This window comes from Vibrio sp. (assembly GCF_048266485.1).
GTDB lineage: Bacteria > Pseudomonadota > Gammaproteobacteria > Enterobacterales > Vibrionaceae > Vibrio.
On sequence record NZ_JBLWZK010000008.1, the window covers coordinates 56,641 to 73,316 of the forward strand.

At 40.7% G+C, this 16,676-nt stretch carries 14 protein-coding genes; 1 reads left to right on the top strand and 13 read right to left on the bottom strand.

All coding sequences use genetic code 11. The annotated features are described in order from the left end of the window. Nucleotides 1-133: 133 nt before the first annotated feature. The 5 genes from ACN0T8_RS10745 to ACN0T8_RS10765 all read right to left on the bottom strand — a co-directional run bounded on the left by ACN0T8_RS10745 (nt 134) and on the right by ACN0T8_RS10765 (nt 3,370). Complete coding sequence (locus tag ACN0T8_RS10745) at nt 134-295, bottom strand: YqaE/Pmp3 family membrane protein (protein ID WP_417880618.1); 162 nt, start codon at nt 293-295, stop codon at nt 134-136. Nucleotides 296-402: 107 nt separating this feature from the next. Continuing rightward, nucleotides 403-801, bottom strand: coding sequence for an OsmC family protein (locus ACN0T8_RS10750; RefSeq protein WP_417880619.1), 399 nt, complete (start codon nt 799-801; stop codon nt 403-405). Between the two features lie 20 nt (nt 802-821). Then, entirely contained in the window at nt 822-1,220 is a 399-nt protein-coding gene (locus ACN0T8_RS10755; RefSeq protein WP_417880620.1) for a YccF domain-containing protein, read from the bottom strand. A 109-nt stretch (nt 1,221-1,329) separates the two neighbouring features. Next, nucleotides 1,330-2,697: a TrkH family potassium uptake protein gene (locus tag ACN0T8_RS10760; protein WP_417880621.1), complete on the bottom strand. Its 1,368-nt coding sequence runs from the start codon at nt 2,695-2,697 to the stop codon at nt 1,330-1,332. 10 nt (nt 2,698-2,707) lie between these two features. Beyond that, entirely contained in the window at nt 2,708-3,370 is a 663-nt protein-coding gene (locus ACN0T8_RS10765) for a potassium channel family protein (RefSeq protein ID WP_417880622.1), read from the bottom strand. 303 nt (nt 3,371-3,673) lie between these two features. Here ACN0T8_RS10765 and ACN0T8_RS10770 point away from each other — a divergent pair, with 303 nt between their 5' ends. After that, nucleotides 3,674-4,813, top strand: coding sequence for a mechanosensitive ion channel family protein (locus ACN0T8_RS10770; RefSeq protein ID WP_417880623.1), 1,140 nt, complete (start codon nt 3,674-3,676; stop codon nt 4,811-4,813). A 125-nt stretch (nt 4,814-4,938) separates the two neighbouring features. Here ACN0T8_RS10770 and ACN0T8_RS10775 read toward each other — a convergent pair whose 3' ends face one another. The 8 genes from ACN0T8_RS10775 to ACN0T8_RS10810 all read right to left on the bottom strand — a co-directional run bounded on the left by ACN0T8_RS10775 (nt 4,939) and on the right by ACN0T8_RS10810 (nt 16,634). Then, entirely contained in the window at nt 4,939-6,339 is a 1,401-nt protein-coding gene (locus tag ACN0T8_RS10775; protein WP_417880624.1) for an aspartate aminotransferase family protein, read from the bottom strand. Nucleotides 6,340-6,519: 180 nt separating this feature from the next. Beyond that, nucleotides 6,520-7,989, bottom strand: a complete 1,470-nt coding sequence (locus ACN0T8_RS10780) for an NAD-dependent succinate-semialdehyde dehydrogenase (RefSeq protein WP_417880695.1) — start codon at nt 7,987-7,989, stop codon at nt 6,520-6,522. Between the two features lie 270 nt (nt 7,990-8,259). Continuing rightward, on the bottom strand, nt 8,260-8,727 hold the full coding sequence (locus tag ACN0T8_RS10785) for an Lrp/AsnC family transcriptional regulator (protein WP_417880625.1): 468 nt from the start codon (nt 8,725-8,727) through the stop codon (nt 8,260-8,262). A gap of 47 nt (nt 8,728-8,774) precedes the next feature. Then, nucleotides 8,775-9,962: a M24 family metallopeptidase gene (locus ACN0T8_RS10790; protein ID WP_417880626.1), complete on the bottom strand. Its 1,188-nt coding sequence runs from the start codon at nt 9,960-9,962 to the stop codon at nt 8,775-8,777. A 418-nt stretch (nt 9,963-10,380) separates the two neighbouring features. Beyond that, nucleotides 10,381-12,591, bottom strand: coding sequence for a TonB-dependent receptor (locus ACN0T8_RS10795; RefSeq protein WP_417880627.1), 2,211 nt, complete (start codon nt 12,589-12,591; stop codon nt 10,381-10,383). A gap of 278 nt (nt 12,592-12,869) precedes the next feature. Beyond that, complete coding sequence (gene fhuB / locus ACN0T8_RS10800; protein ID WP_417880628.1) at nt 12,870-14,885, bottom strand: Fe(3+)-hydroxamate ABC transporter permease FhuB; 2,016 nt, start codon at nt 14,883-14,885, stop codon at nt 12,870-12,872. After that, the gene (locus tag ACN0T8_RS10805) at nt 14,886-15,824 is read right to left on the bottom strand and encodes an ABC transporter substrate-binding protein (protein ID WP_417880629.1); all 939 of its coding nucleotides are present in this window, start codon (nt 15,822-15,824) and stop codon (nt 14,886-14,888) included. 42 nt (nt 15,825-15,866) lie between these two features. Beyond that, nucleotides 15,867-16,634 (bottom strand): ABC transporter ATP-binding protein, encoded by a 768-nt coding sequence (locus tag ACN0T8_RS10810; protein ID WP_417880630.1) that lies wholly within the window; start codon nt 16,632-16,634, stop codon nt 15,867-15,869. Between the last annotated feature and the right edge of the window lie 42 nt (nt 16,635-16,676).

Genomic DNA, 16,676 nt, shown 5'->3' on the forward strand with positions numbered 1-16,676 from the left:
ATACCGAGTCTGATCGATTTGAAAGCTGCTTACATCCCTTCGTCAATCATCCTTGCCTAAAGCCTTGGGTGATAACTCTGAATTCTGCATCTTGAAATCACTTGAGTATAGTATCATCTGTTCTTCTTTACTGTTATTTAGTCACAAGCCATAAAGCATGAATCATCGCTGGGAAGAAGAACAAGAAACACAATATTACGTTAATCAGTAGATCTTTACCTACACCACACTTCAAAAATACAGCCACAGGTGGAAGTAATACCGCTAAAATAATTGCAACTAATTTATTATCCATGTTCCATCTCCAAAATATCAATAATTATTTATTATCAGATAGTTAAGTAAAGTTATCTAGTAAAATCAACTAAATTAGAAAACTTTTATTGTTTCCAAACCAAGCTCTTAAATAATTGACCAACTATGTGTCATCGTAACACTCGCCCCAAGCATTAAACAAACCGAACAATATTTCTCTAGTGATTCCGACACGGCTTTTTCTATTAGTGCTTCATCTAATTGTTCACCAGTTAATTCAAAGTGAATGTTAATCTCGGTAAATACTTTTGGTGCAGTTTCTCGACGCTCACCAGTCAGCTTAGCAACACAAGTTTTAATTTTTTGTCCTGCACTTTTTAGACTATCAACCACATCAACTGAGCTGCAACCCCCCGCCGCCATTAATACCATCTCCATTGGACTTGGTGCTGTTTTTCCGCTATTACCATCCATCACAACAGAATGACCAGACTGTGACTCACCGATAAACTGAAAACCATCAACCCATTTTACTTGTGCTTGCATATTGTTTCCTTTTAATAACTTTAGTATTTCTTAACGATCGTTTGGCCAATTGGTGCCAATGAAATAACCGCTAATTTAATGTGTTGAATGCCAAAAGGAATACCGATAATTGTCACAAAACAAGCTAATGCTGATGCTAAATGCCCTAGTGCCAACCAAATACCAGCAAAAACAAACCACACAACATTACCAAGCATTCCTAAAAAGCCGGTACCAATATCTTCTTTAAAGGTTAGTTCATTTCGCTTAATGGCTTCTTTGCCAAACGGAAAAAAGGTAAAAGTTCCAATAATAAAGCACGATTTAGCCCAAGGAATGCAGATAATCGTTAAAATACAAATCAGACCCGCTAACCACCAAAACAACCCCATGAATACGCCACCCAATAGAAACCATAAAATATTACCAATCGTGCGCATGTAAACCTCGTTATTTATACGTTGAAGCGAGAATTCTATCGGCTCGCTTAACACATCATTTTAAATTAATACCAAACCCTATAAGAAAGTGATCTAAATATTAAATTCATTAACCAGTCAGAACGTTATCTTCTGGGTATTTCAATAAAGTTGGCTTTGGTTTTGCTAACATATACGCCAAAGTCAAAGGGCCGATACGGCCAATAATCATGATCACTACCATGATATATTTGCCAGACTCTGATAACTCTGCGGTTAATCCGGCCGAAACCCCTACTGTTGCAAATGCTGAAATAGTTTCAAACATCACTTTATCAAAACTGGCTTTTTCAGTAAGCATCAATAGAAACATAGATCCCGTTAATATAATACCGCTGACTACAATAATCGCTAATGCACGAGTCACTTTAGGCCAACTGACCGTTCTACGGAATAAAACCGCATGTTGATTTTGCTTTAAAAATGCCCAAGTTGCGACAATGGCAACCACGAACGTAGACACTTTAATGCCACCCCCCGTTGATGCAGAACCAGCACCAATTAGCATTAAAATAATCATAATAAGCAAAGCTGGCTCAGTTAATTGTGAAATATCAATACTATTAAAGCCAGCAGTACGTGCAGTTGCTGATTGAAAAAAAGCGGCTAGCCATTGTCCACCTTCAGTTAAATTTCCCATTGTTGCAGGGTTATTGCGCTCCAACAACCAAAACATAATGGTGCCAAATAGTAATAAAATAGGCGTCGCCGTTAACATGATTTTGGTATGTAGATTAAAACCACGAAATCCACGACGCCAATTAGCACTGACATCAGTAATAACGGTAAAACCAATACCACCAATGATAAATAAACCGGCAAGAGGAAAGGTAATCGCTGGATCTGCTACATACCCCATAATACTGTCAGAAAATAGAGAGAAACCGGCATTATTAAACGCTGAAACCGAATGGAACAAGGAATAATACAGCCCTTTATTCCAACCCATCTCAGGTACCCAAGTAAAGGATAGAATCACCATACCAATGAGTTCTGCCATACAAGCGAAGATAATAATCTTCATGACCAATTTCTTCAGATTAACATGCTTACTTTGACCTAAAGCTTCTTTCGCTACCGCTTGCTGTTTTAAGCTCAAACGGACACCAAAGATGTAAAGAAGAACTGCCGATAACGTCATTTGACCGAGACCACCGATTTGCATCAGTAGCAGCAATAATATTTGCCCCTCGATAGTAAAGTGTTGCCCGGTATCAACCACACCTAAACCAGTCACACTAATCGCAGACGTTGCAGTAAAGAGCGCATCAGTAAATGACAAACCAGACACAGAAAAAACAGGGAGAGTCAGTAATACTGCCGCAGGCATTAAGATAGAAAGAAAGCTACCTAGTATAATTTTAGGTTCAGACCAGCCTTTTTTCTCACCATCTTGTTTAATGGTAAAGACTGAACCTTTCACTTCTAATAACTTCATAGATAGCCTATTACATCGATTTCATTTTATGAGTCATGATATCTTGCGGCCCGACAATGAATAAAATATCGCCCATTTCAAGGTTTGTATCATATTCTGGTGAATCAATAATTTCAGGCCCACGTTTAATCGCAAGCACCTTCATATCAGGATCTTTACACAAGGATAAATCTCTCAATTTTTTCCCCATATTTTTAAGTGCAATAACGATTTCAGTGATAGCCAAGCCACTACCGATATCATGGAAATCAAATACTCGACGATCTAGCATTTGACGAGCAACTCGAATCCCCATGTCTCTTTCAGGTAAAATTACATGATCAGCACCAATTTTCTGTACGATTTTAGCGTGAAATTTATCGTTAGCCTTAACCCAAACATTTTTTGCTCCTAACTCTTTAACTACTAGAGTCGTTAAAATACTGGCATTCACATCTGAACCAATCGCCACCATTACCATGTCATATTCTTCAAGCTTTAACTCTTGCGCTGTTTCTTCATTGGTACAATTTGCCACGATCGCATTGGTAGTAATAGAAGAGACACTTTTCACTTTTTCTTCATTGATGTCGATTGCAAGTACCTCTGCGCCTGCATCACATAACTCTTCACATACTGAACGCCCAAAACGTCCTAATCCAATAACTGCAAACTGTTTAATTGAAGATTTCATATTTTGATATAGCCTTTCAAATTAATGAACATTAAGAAATAATGAAAAAAGATCGATAAACCCTATCAACTCTTTCTTTTAACGCCAACTCGTTATTAATCAAAAATGTAAACCTCGCTTAAGCTAGCTTCATTTTTAACACTCATGGCTAAATGTTTGTATTTTCTATCATAAAAAATCGAACCAATACGTAATCTGCCCTAAGAAAAAGAATTATTGATCTAGTTAATGATAAGAGTAGGAATAAACTAAGATATTTGTTAGCTTAACGCCCAATTAATCATCGTTTCACAGGTAATCACTTTGAAAGCATTTTTTGATAATATTTATAATTTTCTCACAGAATACTCTTATAATTGGGCGACTGATTTAATTGCTATCGGTATTCTCAGTTTCATCATTTGGTTAATATGGCGCTTTGTTTGTTCTCGCCTAATCAGTATTACTGACCATACTGCTTTACAGTGGGATGATGTTATCATTCATTCCTTACAAGCGCCTATTAGCACATTGATCTGGTGCTGGCCGATGCTGATAGGTATTGGCGTTTTACTCGAAGATTTATTAGATCGTTCGATAACTTGGATCTACACAGTTCAAATCCTAATGGGAATTGCTTTGGTTGTCTGGACTTTATTTAGACTCGTCAGCAATGTTGAATTAGTGGTTTTACGAAATAACAAACGAGATGAAACGACCGTTCAGGCTTTATCGAAAGTAGTCAGATTGATTATCTTTGTGATCGGTACAATGACGGTAATGCAAACTTTAGGGTTAAGTCTTTCTGGTTTGCTGACCTTTGGCGGCGTCGGTGGTTTAGTTGTTGGTTTGGCAGCCAAAGATCTCCTTTCAAACTTCTTTGGTGGAATGATGGTCTACCTTGATCGCCCTTTTAAAGTCGGAGATTGGGTCCGCTCACCAGATAGAAACATAGAAGGTACTGTCGAAAAAATCGGTTGGCGCATGACGATTATCAGAACGTTTGATAAGCGTCCATTATATGTACCCAATGCAATTTTTAGTAATATCGTAGTCGAAAATCCATCACGAATGCACAATCGACAAATCAACGAAATTATTGGCTTACGCTACCAAGATGCCCATAAAGTCGACGCGATCATTAAAGACGTCCGCGAAATGGTCACCAATCACCCTGATATTGACTCTCGCCAAACCATTATTGTTAACTTCAATACCTTTAGTCAATCGTCATTGAATTTCTTTATCTACGCGTTCACTAAAACCGTCGCCTGGGTACGCTTTCATGAAGTCAAACAGGATGTTTTATTGCAAGTATTAACCATTGTGCATAAACACGGTGCTGATGTAGCATTTCCAACCCAAACACTGCATATACATTCAGTTTCGCCAGAACCAGATGAAATACAGAACAAAGAAAAATCAACTCATGAGAAAGCTAAGTTTTCCATCAAAATGAAATAGTATCAGATACACAAAAAAGCATTTCTGTCCCTTCTCTCTTTTATAAGCAAAGATGTAGGAAGAAATGCTTTTTACGTTAACTCTAGTGTTTACTCAACTTTTACACTTACTTAATACAGAAACGATTAGCACCAAAACTTCTGCTTAATCAGATTATCCAGCACCTGATTGACCGCTTGCTCTGTCATATCTACGATCTGGTCAATATCACTTTTGGTTGCTATTAAAGGTGGCGCAAATCCTAAAATATCTCCATGTGGCATGGCACGAGCAATTAAGCCTCGTTCTAAGCACGCTGCCGCCACTTGTGGCCCGACTTTTAAGCTAGGATCAAATTGGGTGCGATGGTCTTTATCTGACGAAAACTCAAGCCCATGTAACAAGCCTACTCCACGGGTATCACCAACCATGGGATGATCGACAAATTTCGCATGCATTTTCTGTTGTAAATATTCCCCGACGACTCGGCTATTCTCCACCAGTCCTTCACGTTCAATAATATCAAGATTACATAACGCCGCCGCAGCGCCCATCGGATGTCCTGAGTAGGTATAACCATGACCAATTGCACCCCATTGATCAGTACCATCTTCCAAAACCGACCACACTTTATCGCCAATAATCACGCCTGATAGAGGCAAATACGCAGAAGTTAACCCTTTTGCGACCGTCATAAGATCTGGTTTCATTTGATACAAATCTGAACCAAAGTTCACCCCTAATCGACCAAAGCCGCACACCACTTCATCAGCAATCAGTAATATGTCGTATTTATCGAGCACCTTACGAATTGCCGGCCAATATCCACTTGGAGGTGGCACAATGCCACCCGTTCCGAGTACTGGTTCTGCAATCATTGCTGCGACGGTATCGGGATCTTCTTTTAAAATTTGTGCTTCCAGATGGTCAGCACAGAGTTGAGAGAATTCTTCTTCACTCATTTTATCCACTTCACGGCGATAATAATAAGGCGACATTGTGTGCTTAATCCGTTCAAGTGGTAGATCAAAATGCGCATGGAAAATCGGTAAGCCCGTCATGGAGCCAGATGCAATACTAGAACCATGATAGCCACGCTCACGCGAGATGATTTTTTTCTTCTCTGGCTTTCCTCGAGCATTGTTGTAATACCACACCAGTTTGAGCTGAGTTTCATTGGCATCACTGCCAGATAGACCGTAGTAGACTTTGCTCATGCCATCTGGAGCCCACTTTAAAATTCGATCAGAAAGCTCAATTAATGCCTCATTAGTATGGCCCACATAAGTATGGTAGTAGGCCAGTTTCTTTGCTTGTTCATAAATAGCATCGGCCATTTCTTCGCGCCCATAACCAATGTTGACGCAATATAAACCGGCAAAACCATCAAGAAGTTCAATGCCTTCCGAATCGGTAATTTTCAACCCTTTCGCGCCAGTAATAATACGACCTGGCAACTCACCTGCGGCGTACTGCTTCAAATGAGTCGAAGAGTGAAAAATGCTCTCGCGGTCGGTTTTTAAAAGTTGCTCTGTTGATTTAGTCATATCTTTTCTCCTTCCATTCATCGATTCACTTGGGTATATACCCAAAGTAATTGGAGTTGCAGTGAGGCGACAAGTGAATGAGACCCCATGAGCATAGCTAGCCTATGGCTTTCTTAATAAAAGATAGCGGGGCGAATGAACGCCGTTAACCAAGCTTCAGCTTCAAGTACGACAGGTATATTAAGAGCCACTCGCCGTTGGTAGTTGCCCTAAGCAGCAGTATTTAATCTCACTGAATTCATCAAAGCCGTGGCAGCTTCCTTCTCGCCCGAGACCCGATTGTTTAACGCCGCCAAATGGTATTGGCCCACCGGTCATCTTGACGGAATTAACACTCACCATGCCAAATTCTAACCCTCGCATGCAGCGCCAAATATCATGAATATCGTGGCCATAGACATAAGCCGCTAAGCCATATTCGGTATCGTTGCTCATTTCAATCACTTGCTCTACATCGTCATAAGGGATCACACCTGCAACAGGACAAAAGTTCTCTTCGCGATACACCGCCATATCCGGAGTCACATCCGCAAGCAAGGTAGGCGGGAAAAAGTTCACTCCTGATAAATGGCCTTGATACTGGGAAACTAAACGCGCCCCTTTATCGATGGCATCACCGACTAAACGTGCAGCATTTTGGGCAGCATTCGCCGAAATAAGCGGCCCCAGTGTGACTTTCGGATCAAGCCCATTGCCCACCACCATGTCATTCATTGCCTTGGCAAACTTATCCAAAAACGTTTCATAGTGACGACGGGGCACAAAGATACGATTAGCCGCTAAACAATCTTGTCCTGAGGTTTGAAACTTAGCATCGATAGCAGCATGAACCGCCTGATCCATATCCATATCATCCAACACAATAAATGGCGCATTACCGCCCAATTCCATACTGCATTTTTTTACTGTATCTGCTGCTTGCTTTAGCAATAATTTGCCTACTGGTGTTGAACCAGTAAACGACAACGCTTTAATCACAGGAGACGCACACAAGGTTTTTGAAATCATCGCCGCCTCACCTGTCACGACATTAAAGACGCCAGCAGGAAAGCCACAACGATCGGCCAGTTCCGCTAAAGCAAGCGCTGAAAATGGCGTATCACTAGCAGGCTTAATCACCACAGTGCAACCAATGGCTAATGCCGCGGCCGCTTTGCGTGTGATCATCGCATTAGGGAAATTCCAAGGGGTAATTAAAGCCGCCACGCCAATCGGCTCACGCAGCGTAGAAAGTTGCGCATTGTTGATGTGACTGGGAATAGTATGCCCGTAACTACGACGCGCTTCTTCAGCAAACCAACGAATAAAGGACGCGCCATATTCCACTTCACCTACTGCTTCAGCAAGCGTTTTACCCTGTTCAACCACCATTAAATACGCCAAATCTTGCTTGGCTTCTAAAATGGCGTAATACCAATTCATTAGAAAATCCGCTCGCTGATCGGCACTTAATTTTCGCCATGGTTGAAAAGCTTCATCTGCAGCTTCAATTGCTTGTTCTATTTGTAGCTCGCTCAACATACTGATATAGCCAATAGTTTGGTTATTGGCAGGATTTTCAACCGCATGAAAACTATCACCACATTGCCATTTTCCACTAATGTAAGCGTGATTTCTGACTAGACGAACATCATCCAGTAACGTCATCATTTCATGCGAAGCTTTATGCTCATTGTTATTAACATAATGAACAGACTGGTGGTTATTTGACTCATTGGTGGAATAAATATCTCGATCAGAAAATCCCATAATGCCCTCCCGTCCTATCAAAGTATGAGTATAAGAATTAGCTCATAGTTAAAAGATAAGGAAAACCGAGTAATTATGTTTTTGAAGAAAAGAGATTAAGGTATGTTTTTTTCTGTTGAGTCACCAGAATTCAGGGATTTTTTCTGGTGACGTTAACTGACTATCATTATTTCAATAATGGCTTTCTACTGACGTGGCATTTTGCTTGATAGTTTTTGTTACGATGTAGGTAAAATAACGATCAATTCCAAGGTCGGAATCAAGCCATAAATCCATTAAACGTTGGTATTGATCAATATCTTGTGCCTGTACCTTGATAATGTAATCAACCCCACCACCAGTGGCATAGCAATCCGTAACTTCTGGAGTTTCACACATTAACGATTCAAACCGTTTAAACGCTCTCGAATGATGTTCTTTTAGAGAAACCTCTACCAAAACCGACGTGCGCTTTAAAATTTGATTGATGTTTACTCTAGCACCATAACCTTCAATGATGCCGGCTTTTTCAAGCTTTTTAACTCGCTCCCAACATGGGCTAACAGATAAATGAATTTCATCCGCTAATTGCGATTTAGTAATACGTCCATTTTCCTGCAAAATTTGCAGTATTTTCATATCATATTGATCAAGCTGCATCATACCTCCAGCCTATTAAATCCTGTCATCCTTAGTGATTGAAAACTCTAATGCTTAATAAACAAGTGGCGTGGATAATCACACAAAGCTTGAGCGCCAAGTGATGTAATCACAATACTTTCGGTTGTTTCCAATCCCCAACTATCAAACCAAAGACCAGGCATCAAATGGAACGTCATGCCTTCTTGCAATACCGTGTCATCACTACTGCGTAAGCTCATGGTTCTCTCCCCCCAATCCGGCGGATAACTCAAACCAATCGGATAACCACAACGAGCCCCAGCTCTATCAAAACCAGCTTTATCTAAAATGGTTTGCAATACATTAGCTACATCAGCGCAAGTATTCCCGGGCTTCGCGATATCCATCGCGGCCTCTAAGGCAATGGTTAACGCTTCATCGGCGCGTTTAAATTCATCGTCTGGCTCACCTAAAAATATCGTTCTAGATAATGGGCAATGATAACGACGATGTACTCCCGCCATTTCAATAAAGGTACCTTCACCCTTATTAAAGGGCTGATCATCCCATGTTAGGTGTGGCGCTGAAGCATCTGCACCAGAAGGTAGCATCGGTACAATCGAAGCATAGTCACCAAAGTACCCTTCATAACCTAATACAGCCTGACGATTAATCTCCGCAACCAAGTGATGCTTTGGTAATCCTGGCTCAATCATGTCAAAGGCGACTCTGTGCATGTTTTCAACGATTCTTGCAGCGTGATACATATACAATAGTTCTTGCTCCGATTTCACCGCCCTACACCAATTGACTAAACCCGTTGCATCTAATAACTGTGCATTCGGTAAACTATCTCTCAACCACTCGAATGCCGTAGCACTAAAATAGTAATTATCCTTTTCAACGCCAATACGCCCACGGTCCCATAATTTAGGTGTAAGAACAGCTTTAACCAAATATTCCATCGGGTGTAAATGAGGATTCATTACATAGTAGTCGGGATAATAAAAGACGTTCTCAGCTGCCATATAGACAGTTCTAAATGCTCCATTAGCATCTAAATAGCGACCAAACCAAATTGGCTCACCGCTAGTCGATACCACAACACATTGAGGGACATAGAAAGACCAACCATCATATCCAGTTAACCATGCCATATTGGAAGGATCATGAATGATTAATAAGTCCAGTTCATTTTCTTCCATTGATTGACGGACTTTAAGTAAGCGTTGCTGATATTCTTCCAACGAAAACTTAAATACAACTCGTTGCATATCCATTCCTCTTTGATAAATGCAGCATCTAATTTGCAATTAAAAAAACCGCAATCCCATCATTTAACATCAGAGATCGATTACATTAATACCAATCCAAATAAGTCGTTATTCGAAGCTTACATAGTGAGAGTTAAGCAACTATCGAGCCATTTTTGAAACGGATATTAAAAGCGATTATTGATGGCTAATAGCTTAACTTTAGGTTTTGGAATTAAGCCTGATGACAACTTATTTCGATTGGCCTATCCCTGCCTGATGCAAGTTAAAAAAGGTTGAATAATAAAACCGTCATAATTTCAGTATGGTTCAGAGAATGGGATTTGCCTAAAAAATGTATTTCAAAAAAAAACAGACACGCGATGTATCTGTTTTTAGGTAAGTTTCTATCAATTTTTATAATGCTGAAATTTGAAAATTAGTACTTAACCTGATAACTCAGCATATAAGTTCGGCCTTGACCTTTGTAATCAAATACCGATGCTGGTGCCGAATTACCGTAATATATTTGAGCACGTTGTCCCCAAACCGTGGTGTAATCTTCATTGAGTAAGTTCTGAATGCCAAACCCTAAGCTGCCTACTGGTAATTTAACCGACGTGGTTAAATCAACTGTCGTGTAACCATCCAGTTCATTATCAGAATCATCACTTAAATCAAACATAGTGTTACTTTGTAAACGTAAAGCGTAAATATCATCATACCAACCGACCCAAGCTCCCATTTTTGATGCACTTGATGTCGTGACCGCAGATTTTACCCAATCACCATTAGCATCTTTTTCTTCACTACGGACAACATGACCTAGACCACCTATTTGTAGATTAGAAGTTAACCAATAATTAAGCTCCGCTTCTAAGCCATATACACGTTTATCGAAATCAGAAACTAATACCGCAAGAGTACTTTTATCGTAAGAGGTCACTTTGTCTGATAATGATATATAAGCAGCGCTCTGAATACTTAATTCACCCACTTGGTTTCGCATACCTACTTCGAAACTGTTGGTTTTCATTCCCTCTAACTTACTTTCAGACACATTAACACTATCGATTAGGTTCATGTGGCCATTTGCATCAGTTTGATAATTACCATTCCCGTAATATTTAGCAGGATCGGCTAAGTCAAAACCTTGCGAGAAGTTAGCCCATACTTGATTACGGTTATTAATGTGGTAAAGAGTACCTAAATTAAATAATCCCACCGCGTAATCTGTGCTACCACCCTCAATAGTATCTGCAGAAATTGCACCACCTAAAGCAATCGTAGATTGAGCGTTGGCGCTAACAAAGTCATCAATTTTATTATTAATATATTGATAACGATAGCCGCCCTGCACTGTCCAATCATCGGTAATATTGTACTCGCCTTGTATAAAGCCTGCGACAGAGGCAACTTCAGTCCCTGGGTATCTGCCAATGGTGGCGTAGGTTTTATTAACTAAACCACCTGTTGCATAACTTGTTGCTTGGTCAAACATATCTTGACTACTATCTAAAGTATCGATGTAGCCATCAAGGCCATAGGAAAGGTTAAAGCGACCAAAGTCTTTTAATAATGCCATACGCAGACTAACTACTTCTGTATCCTGCTCTGACGCAGCCATATATGTACCGTAAATAAAAGGAATAAATGACAAACTTTCTTTACGGTAGGAAGCTTGAATCATTAGTTGTTGGTTTAAAAAGTCTGAATTTAAGTAATTCACATTCACCATATAACGTTCTGTGCCACCTTGGCGATCCGATTCATAACCTTTACTACGAACATTCAGTTGGCTTTCATCTCTTAAGCCAGCAAAGTATGTTCCAAAGTCGATACCATAAGGGCTATCTTGTTGACTATCATAATATTGTGCGAGAATAGATAAGCTTTGGCTATCAGTTAAATTCAATTCACCAGTTGCCATCAAATCTAAAACGGTATTGTATTGTAAAGAGCCTTGCGTAATATCTGGTACAATGATGTTGCCATTGGCATCGTATTTAGCACCTGTTTCATGATAAACAGCAGAAAGTCGACCACGAACCTTCTCATTACCTCCACTGATCGATTGGGCAATTTTTCCATCATAATCTTCACCGTTATTAAAACTGCTACCACCACCAACATAAGTTTCAGCGTGTAAGCCTTCATCGCGCGCTTTTTTAGTAACAATATTAATTACGCCGCCAGTTGCCCCTGCACCATAAACAGAAGTTGCACCTGAAAGCACTTCAATTCGTTCAATATTAAATGGGTCGATAGAATCAAATTGGCGACTAATCGAACGAGATGAATTTAGCGATACACCATCAATCATTACCAAGGCAGAGCGGCCACGTAAGTTTTGTGAAGTATTCGTTCTTCCTTGGCTACCAATATCTAATGAGGGGATAGTTGCAGCTAAAATGTCCCCTAAACTTTTACCACTACGCGCTTCTTCCTCGATGCGCTCTTGATCTACATACCAAACCGTACCTGGAATATCACTAATACTTTTAGGTGCAGTACTTGCCACCACTACTACGGTATCTAATGATGTACTTTTTTCTTCGGCCTGAACGGAAAAGCTTGAAACACCTGCAACCGCTAATGCCAAGCTAACTGGTGCTAATTTTTTTGGTGGCAAGTTGAGTCCTTTTAACATGTTGATTTCCATTTAACTTCATCTCTCTATACTGTTTTTATTAAAAAATGCCCATTCATTCTTCTTAGCGATTAACGCTATTGATAATCCACTATCGTAATAGAAACCCACTACTGATAATCGAAATACCAATGATAATTATTACTATATCTGATAATAATTATCCCGTTATATTGGCTCTATGACCAACTTCATACAATGTTGTAGCTATCGATTATTCAAGCTACAAATTTAGGTTGAATTTAAATGCTCAACCTTATTATTCCTACTATTTAACTTTACTTTCTTAACAAATAGATAAAGTAGCCACCACCAATCAGTGATGCCAGCAGCCCTGCAGGTACTTGCCAAGGAAACCAAATATTGCGACCTAACCAGTCCGCTAATAACATGATGTTACTGCCTATCGCGCAGGACAAGAGCATTTGATGTCGTGCGCTATATTGTCCCATTGATTTAGCCATATGCGGTGCCAATAAACCGACAAAACTCAGGGGCCCCACCACAATCACAGCCAACGCAGTAAGCATCGATGCAAACAACATTAAACATTGTCGAACTCGATAGGTATTCAGCCCTAAAGCACTCGCGGTAATATTGCCTAGCGCCATCAAATCTAGCCAGCGGTGACAAGTAAATAATCCAGCCGCTAACAATACCGTGCCAACGATCAAAAGTAAGGAATCTGACCACGCCACTAAATAAGTTGAACCGGATAACCAAGCTAATAAGGCTTTCACTTGCTCGTTACCAGAGGCTAATGAAATTCGAATCAATGAATCTAATAAGGCGCTTAATGCCACACCTGTCAATAACATTTTCACTGGCGAAAGTTGGCTCTTACGGCTAAACCACCACACCATAAACATGATGAATAAGGCTCCACCAGTGCCAAGCAGTAACTGCTCAAAACGCGTCACCGAACCAAACAACAACACGCCCAGCACTAAAGCAAAAGCAGCACCAGAACTGATACCAATCACTTCCGGGCTCGACATTGGGTTGCCCGTAATTCGTTGAATAATGCTACCCGCTAATGCCAATGCAGAACCGGCAAAAATCGCCACCAGTACTCTTGGCATTCTTAAATCTAAAACGCTATGTGCAAAGCTCAGTTGCCAGCCGAATTGGCTTTGTCCTAAAAACAAAGACATCAAAGTAAACGCCACTAACACCAATACTGAAATCACAAATACTGGTAGGAAGGTTTGTTCAGAAAATTGTGGATCAGAGCCTGGCTGAAACTTTTGCGAACTCGACCAGGTTTGTTTATTCAATAGCCACAGTAAACACGGCGCGCCAATCAAAGCCGTGACTGAACCTGTTGGTAATAACTCCCCTGCCACTCCCGCAAAAGGCATGACTAATAGATCAGTTAAAAGCAACAAAACCGCGCCCATTAACGTACTGAGCAATAATTGAGAAATCAGTCGTCTGGCCCCTAATAATTTGGCAAGACTTGGGGCAACCAAACCAATAAAACTGATAATACCCACTTCACTGACAATACTTGAGGTGACAAACACCGCAATCACCAAAGCAGCGATCCGCAATAACCCCACTTTGACGCCAATCGATGAGGCAACATCTTCACCGAGCTGCAAAATAGACAATGGACGCTGAATCACTAGCAGGAGCAATAATGCAATCGCAATTTGTGGCAATAAATGCGCGACACCACTCCAATCATTTTGATCTAATGCTCCGGCTCCCCAAATAAACAAGCCAGTTAATTGCTGTTCATTAAATAGGATCAACACCATGTTGAGTGAGCCTAAGAATAATGTCACCACCATGCCTGCTAACACCATTTGTAGTGGTGCAAAGCCTTTGTGGGCGGTCAGTAAAAACACTAAACCTGTCGCTATTAATCCACCGATAAAAGCGAGCGTTTTCGGTGTCAGCCAAAACAAACCACTCAACTCGGAATGCCAAGCCGATAAAGGAAGTAATAATGCAATCGCAACCCCTAACTGAGCCCCCGAAGCCACACCTAGCGTGGTTGGTGAAGCCAATGGATTCCTTAATACGGTTTGCATTACGGAGCCAGCAAGCGCCAATCCTGCGCCACACAACAACGCCATCATCAAACGTGGAAAATAACTGTAATGCAAGATAACTTGCTGATAGCTTTCTTGATCAGGAGAGAATAAAGCTTGAACCAACTGATCAATAGGTAATGAATACGGCATACTAGCTTTAATCAATAGGTTTAATAACCCAATGATCAGCGCAACGAAGACACCATATTTCATCACACCAAATTTAAAAGGAGTCGGGAGCGCAGCGTCCATCTACTTTGCCTTAACCTGTGATTCTATAGTGTTGGTTTGCGTTAAGGCTCGAGTAACTTCATCACTGAACTTTTGCGCAGCTAACAGTCCGCCAAACGTCCATACCGGTGGTAACTCATGGGCACGCTGCTCACGTACAAACTTCATGACTTTCCAAATAGGATTACTATTGAGCAGTTTTCTTTCATCACCGGTTAATGGTCCATAATAGAAAACTTCAGAGTCTTGAAATGGCGCTAATTGTTGAACGGTAGCTGAGCTAAACCCCCAGCTATTGCCTTGCTGTTGCCAAGCATTGGTTAATCCCATCAACTGAATCGTTTCTCCAGATAAAGAAGCATTACCATGGATGCGGATATGTTGCTCACCGATAAAACGGATCAATAACAAGGGAGAAATAGTTGTTTGAGAATCTTTTTCGAACTGTTCAATGCGCTGTTTGTTAGCTTGGATCTTTTCATCAAAATCAGCAATCACTTGCTCTGCTTGCTCACTACGATGTAACACTTTACCGAGATTACGAACTTGAGATTTGGCATTTTCTATCGGTTGATGTGAATCAGTATAAATACTTAACACCATGGTTGGCGCAATGGCATTCAACTTTTGATAAGCTGGACTCATCGCATTACTCATCAAAATAAGATCTGGCTTCATTTGTGCGAGCAGCTCTAGGTTTGGCTCTCTTCTTGAACCAACACTGACAACACTTTCCGGTAATTGTGGTGAGACAACCCAAGCTTGGTAACCCTTAACATCCGCAATACCTACTGGAGTCACACCGAGCGCTAACAAATGTTCCGTCAACACCCAATCCAATGCCACAACTTTTTGTGGGATGGAATTAAATGTAACTACCCCCATCTCATGCTTAAAGCTTTCAGCGTGAGAACTAAACGATGCCCACAGCATTAAGAATGAGACTAACCAGCTTTTCATACAAACTTCCTTTTAAATACATCTATATATGATGAGTACCAATTAACGGATATAGCTGATCGCATGACCAGATTCAGGATGAACAAATAAATCGAGTGGGATGCCGTAAATTTGATGCAGAACATCTTGCTGCATTAACTCATCAGGCGCGCCACTGGCTAACACTTTTCCTGAATGTAACGCCACCATATGATCACTGAATCTTGCCGCCATATTGATGTCATGCAGCACCATGATCACGGTTAACCCTAATTCCTGGTTTAACTCTCTCACCAAGGCTAATAATTCATATTGGTGAGCAACATCTAATGCCGAAGTAGGTTCATCTAATAAAATACATTCGCTTTTTTGTGCCAGTAACATCGCCATCCAAGCACGCTGTCTTTCGCCACCAGAAAGCGTCGCCACAAAACGATCTTGCATATGGGTGAGCTCCACTTGCTCAATGGCCTGATCGATATATTCTTCATCTTGGGAGGTGTAGCGGCCGAACAACCCTTTCCACGGATAACGACCAAAGCGTACTAACTCGCGAACTTTGACCCCATCAGTCAACGGGGGATGTTGCGGTAAATAAGCAACTTTAAGTGCAAATTCCTTGGCCGATAATTCAGATAATGGTTCTTCATCTAATAAAATACGGCCTTGGCTGGCTTGCTGTTGCCTTGCTAACATCTTAATCAACGTGGATTTCCCACTACCATTATGACCAAGCAAACTGGTGATCTTGCCCTTTTCAAAGCTTAAAGACATCGGACTTAAAATGGTTTTATTTTGAGTCTCAAACGTAACATCCTGTAATCGAAACATATCCTTAAGCTCACTAAGCAAATCAAACTACACAAATAGTAA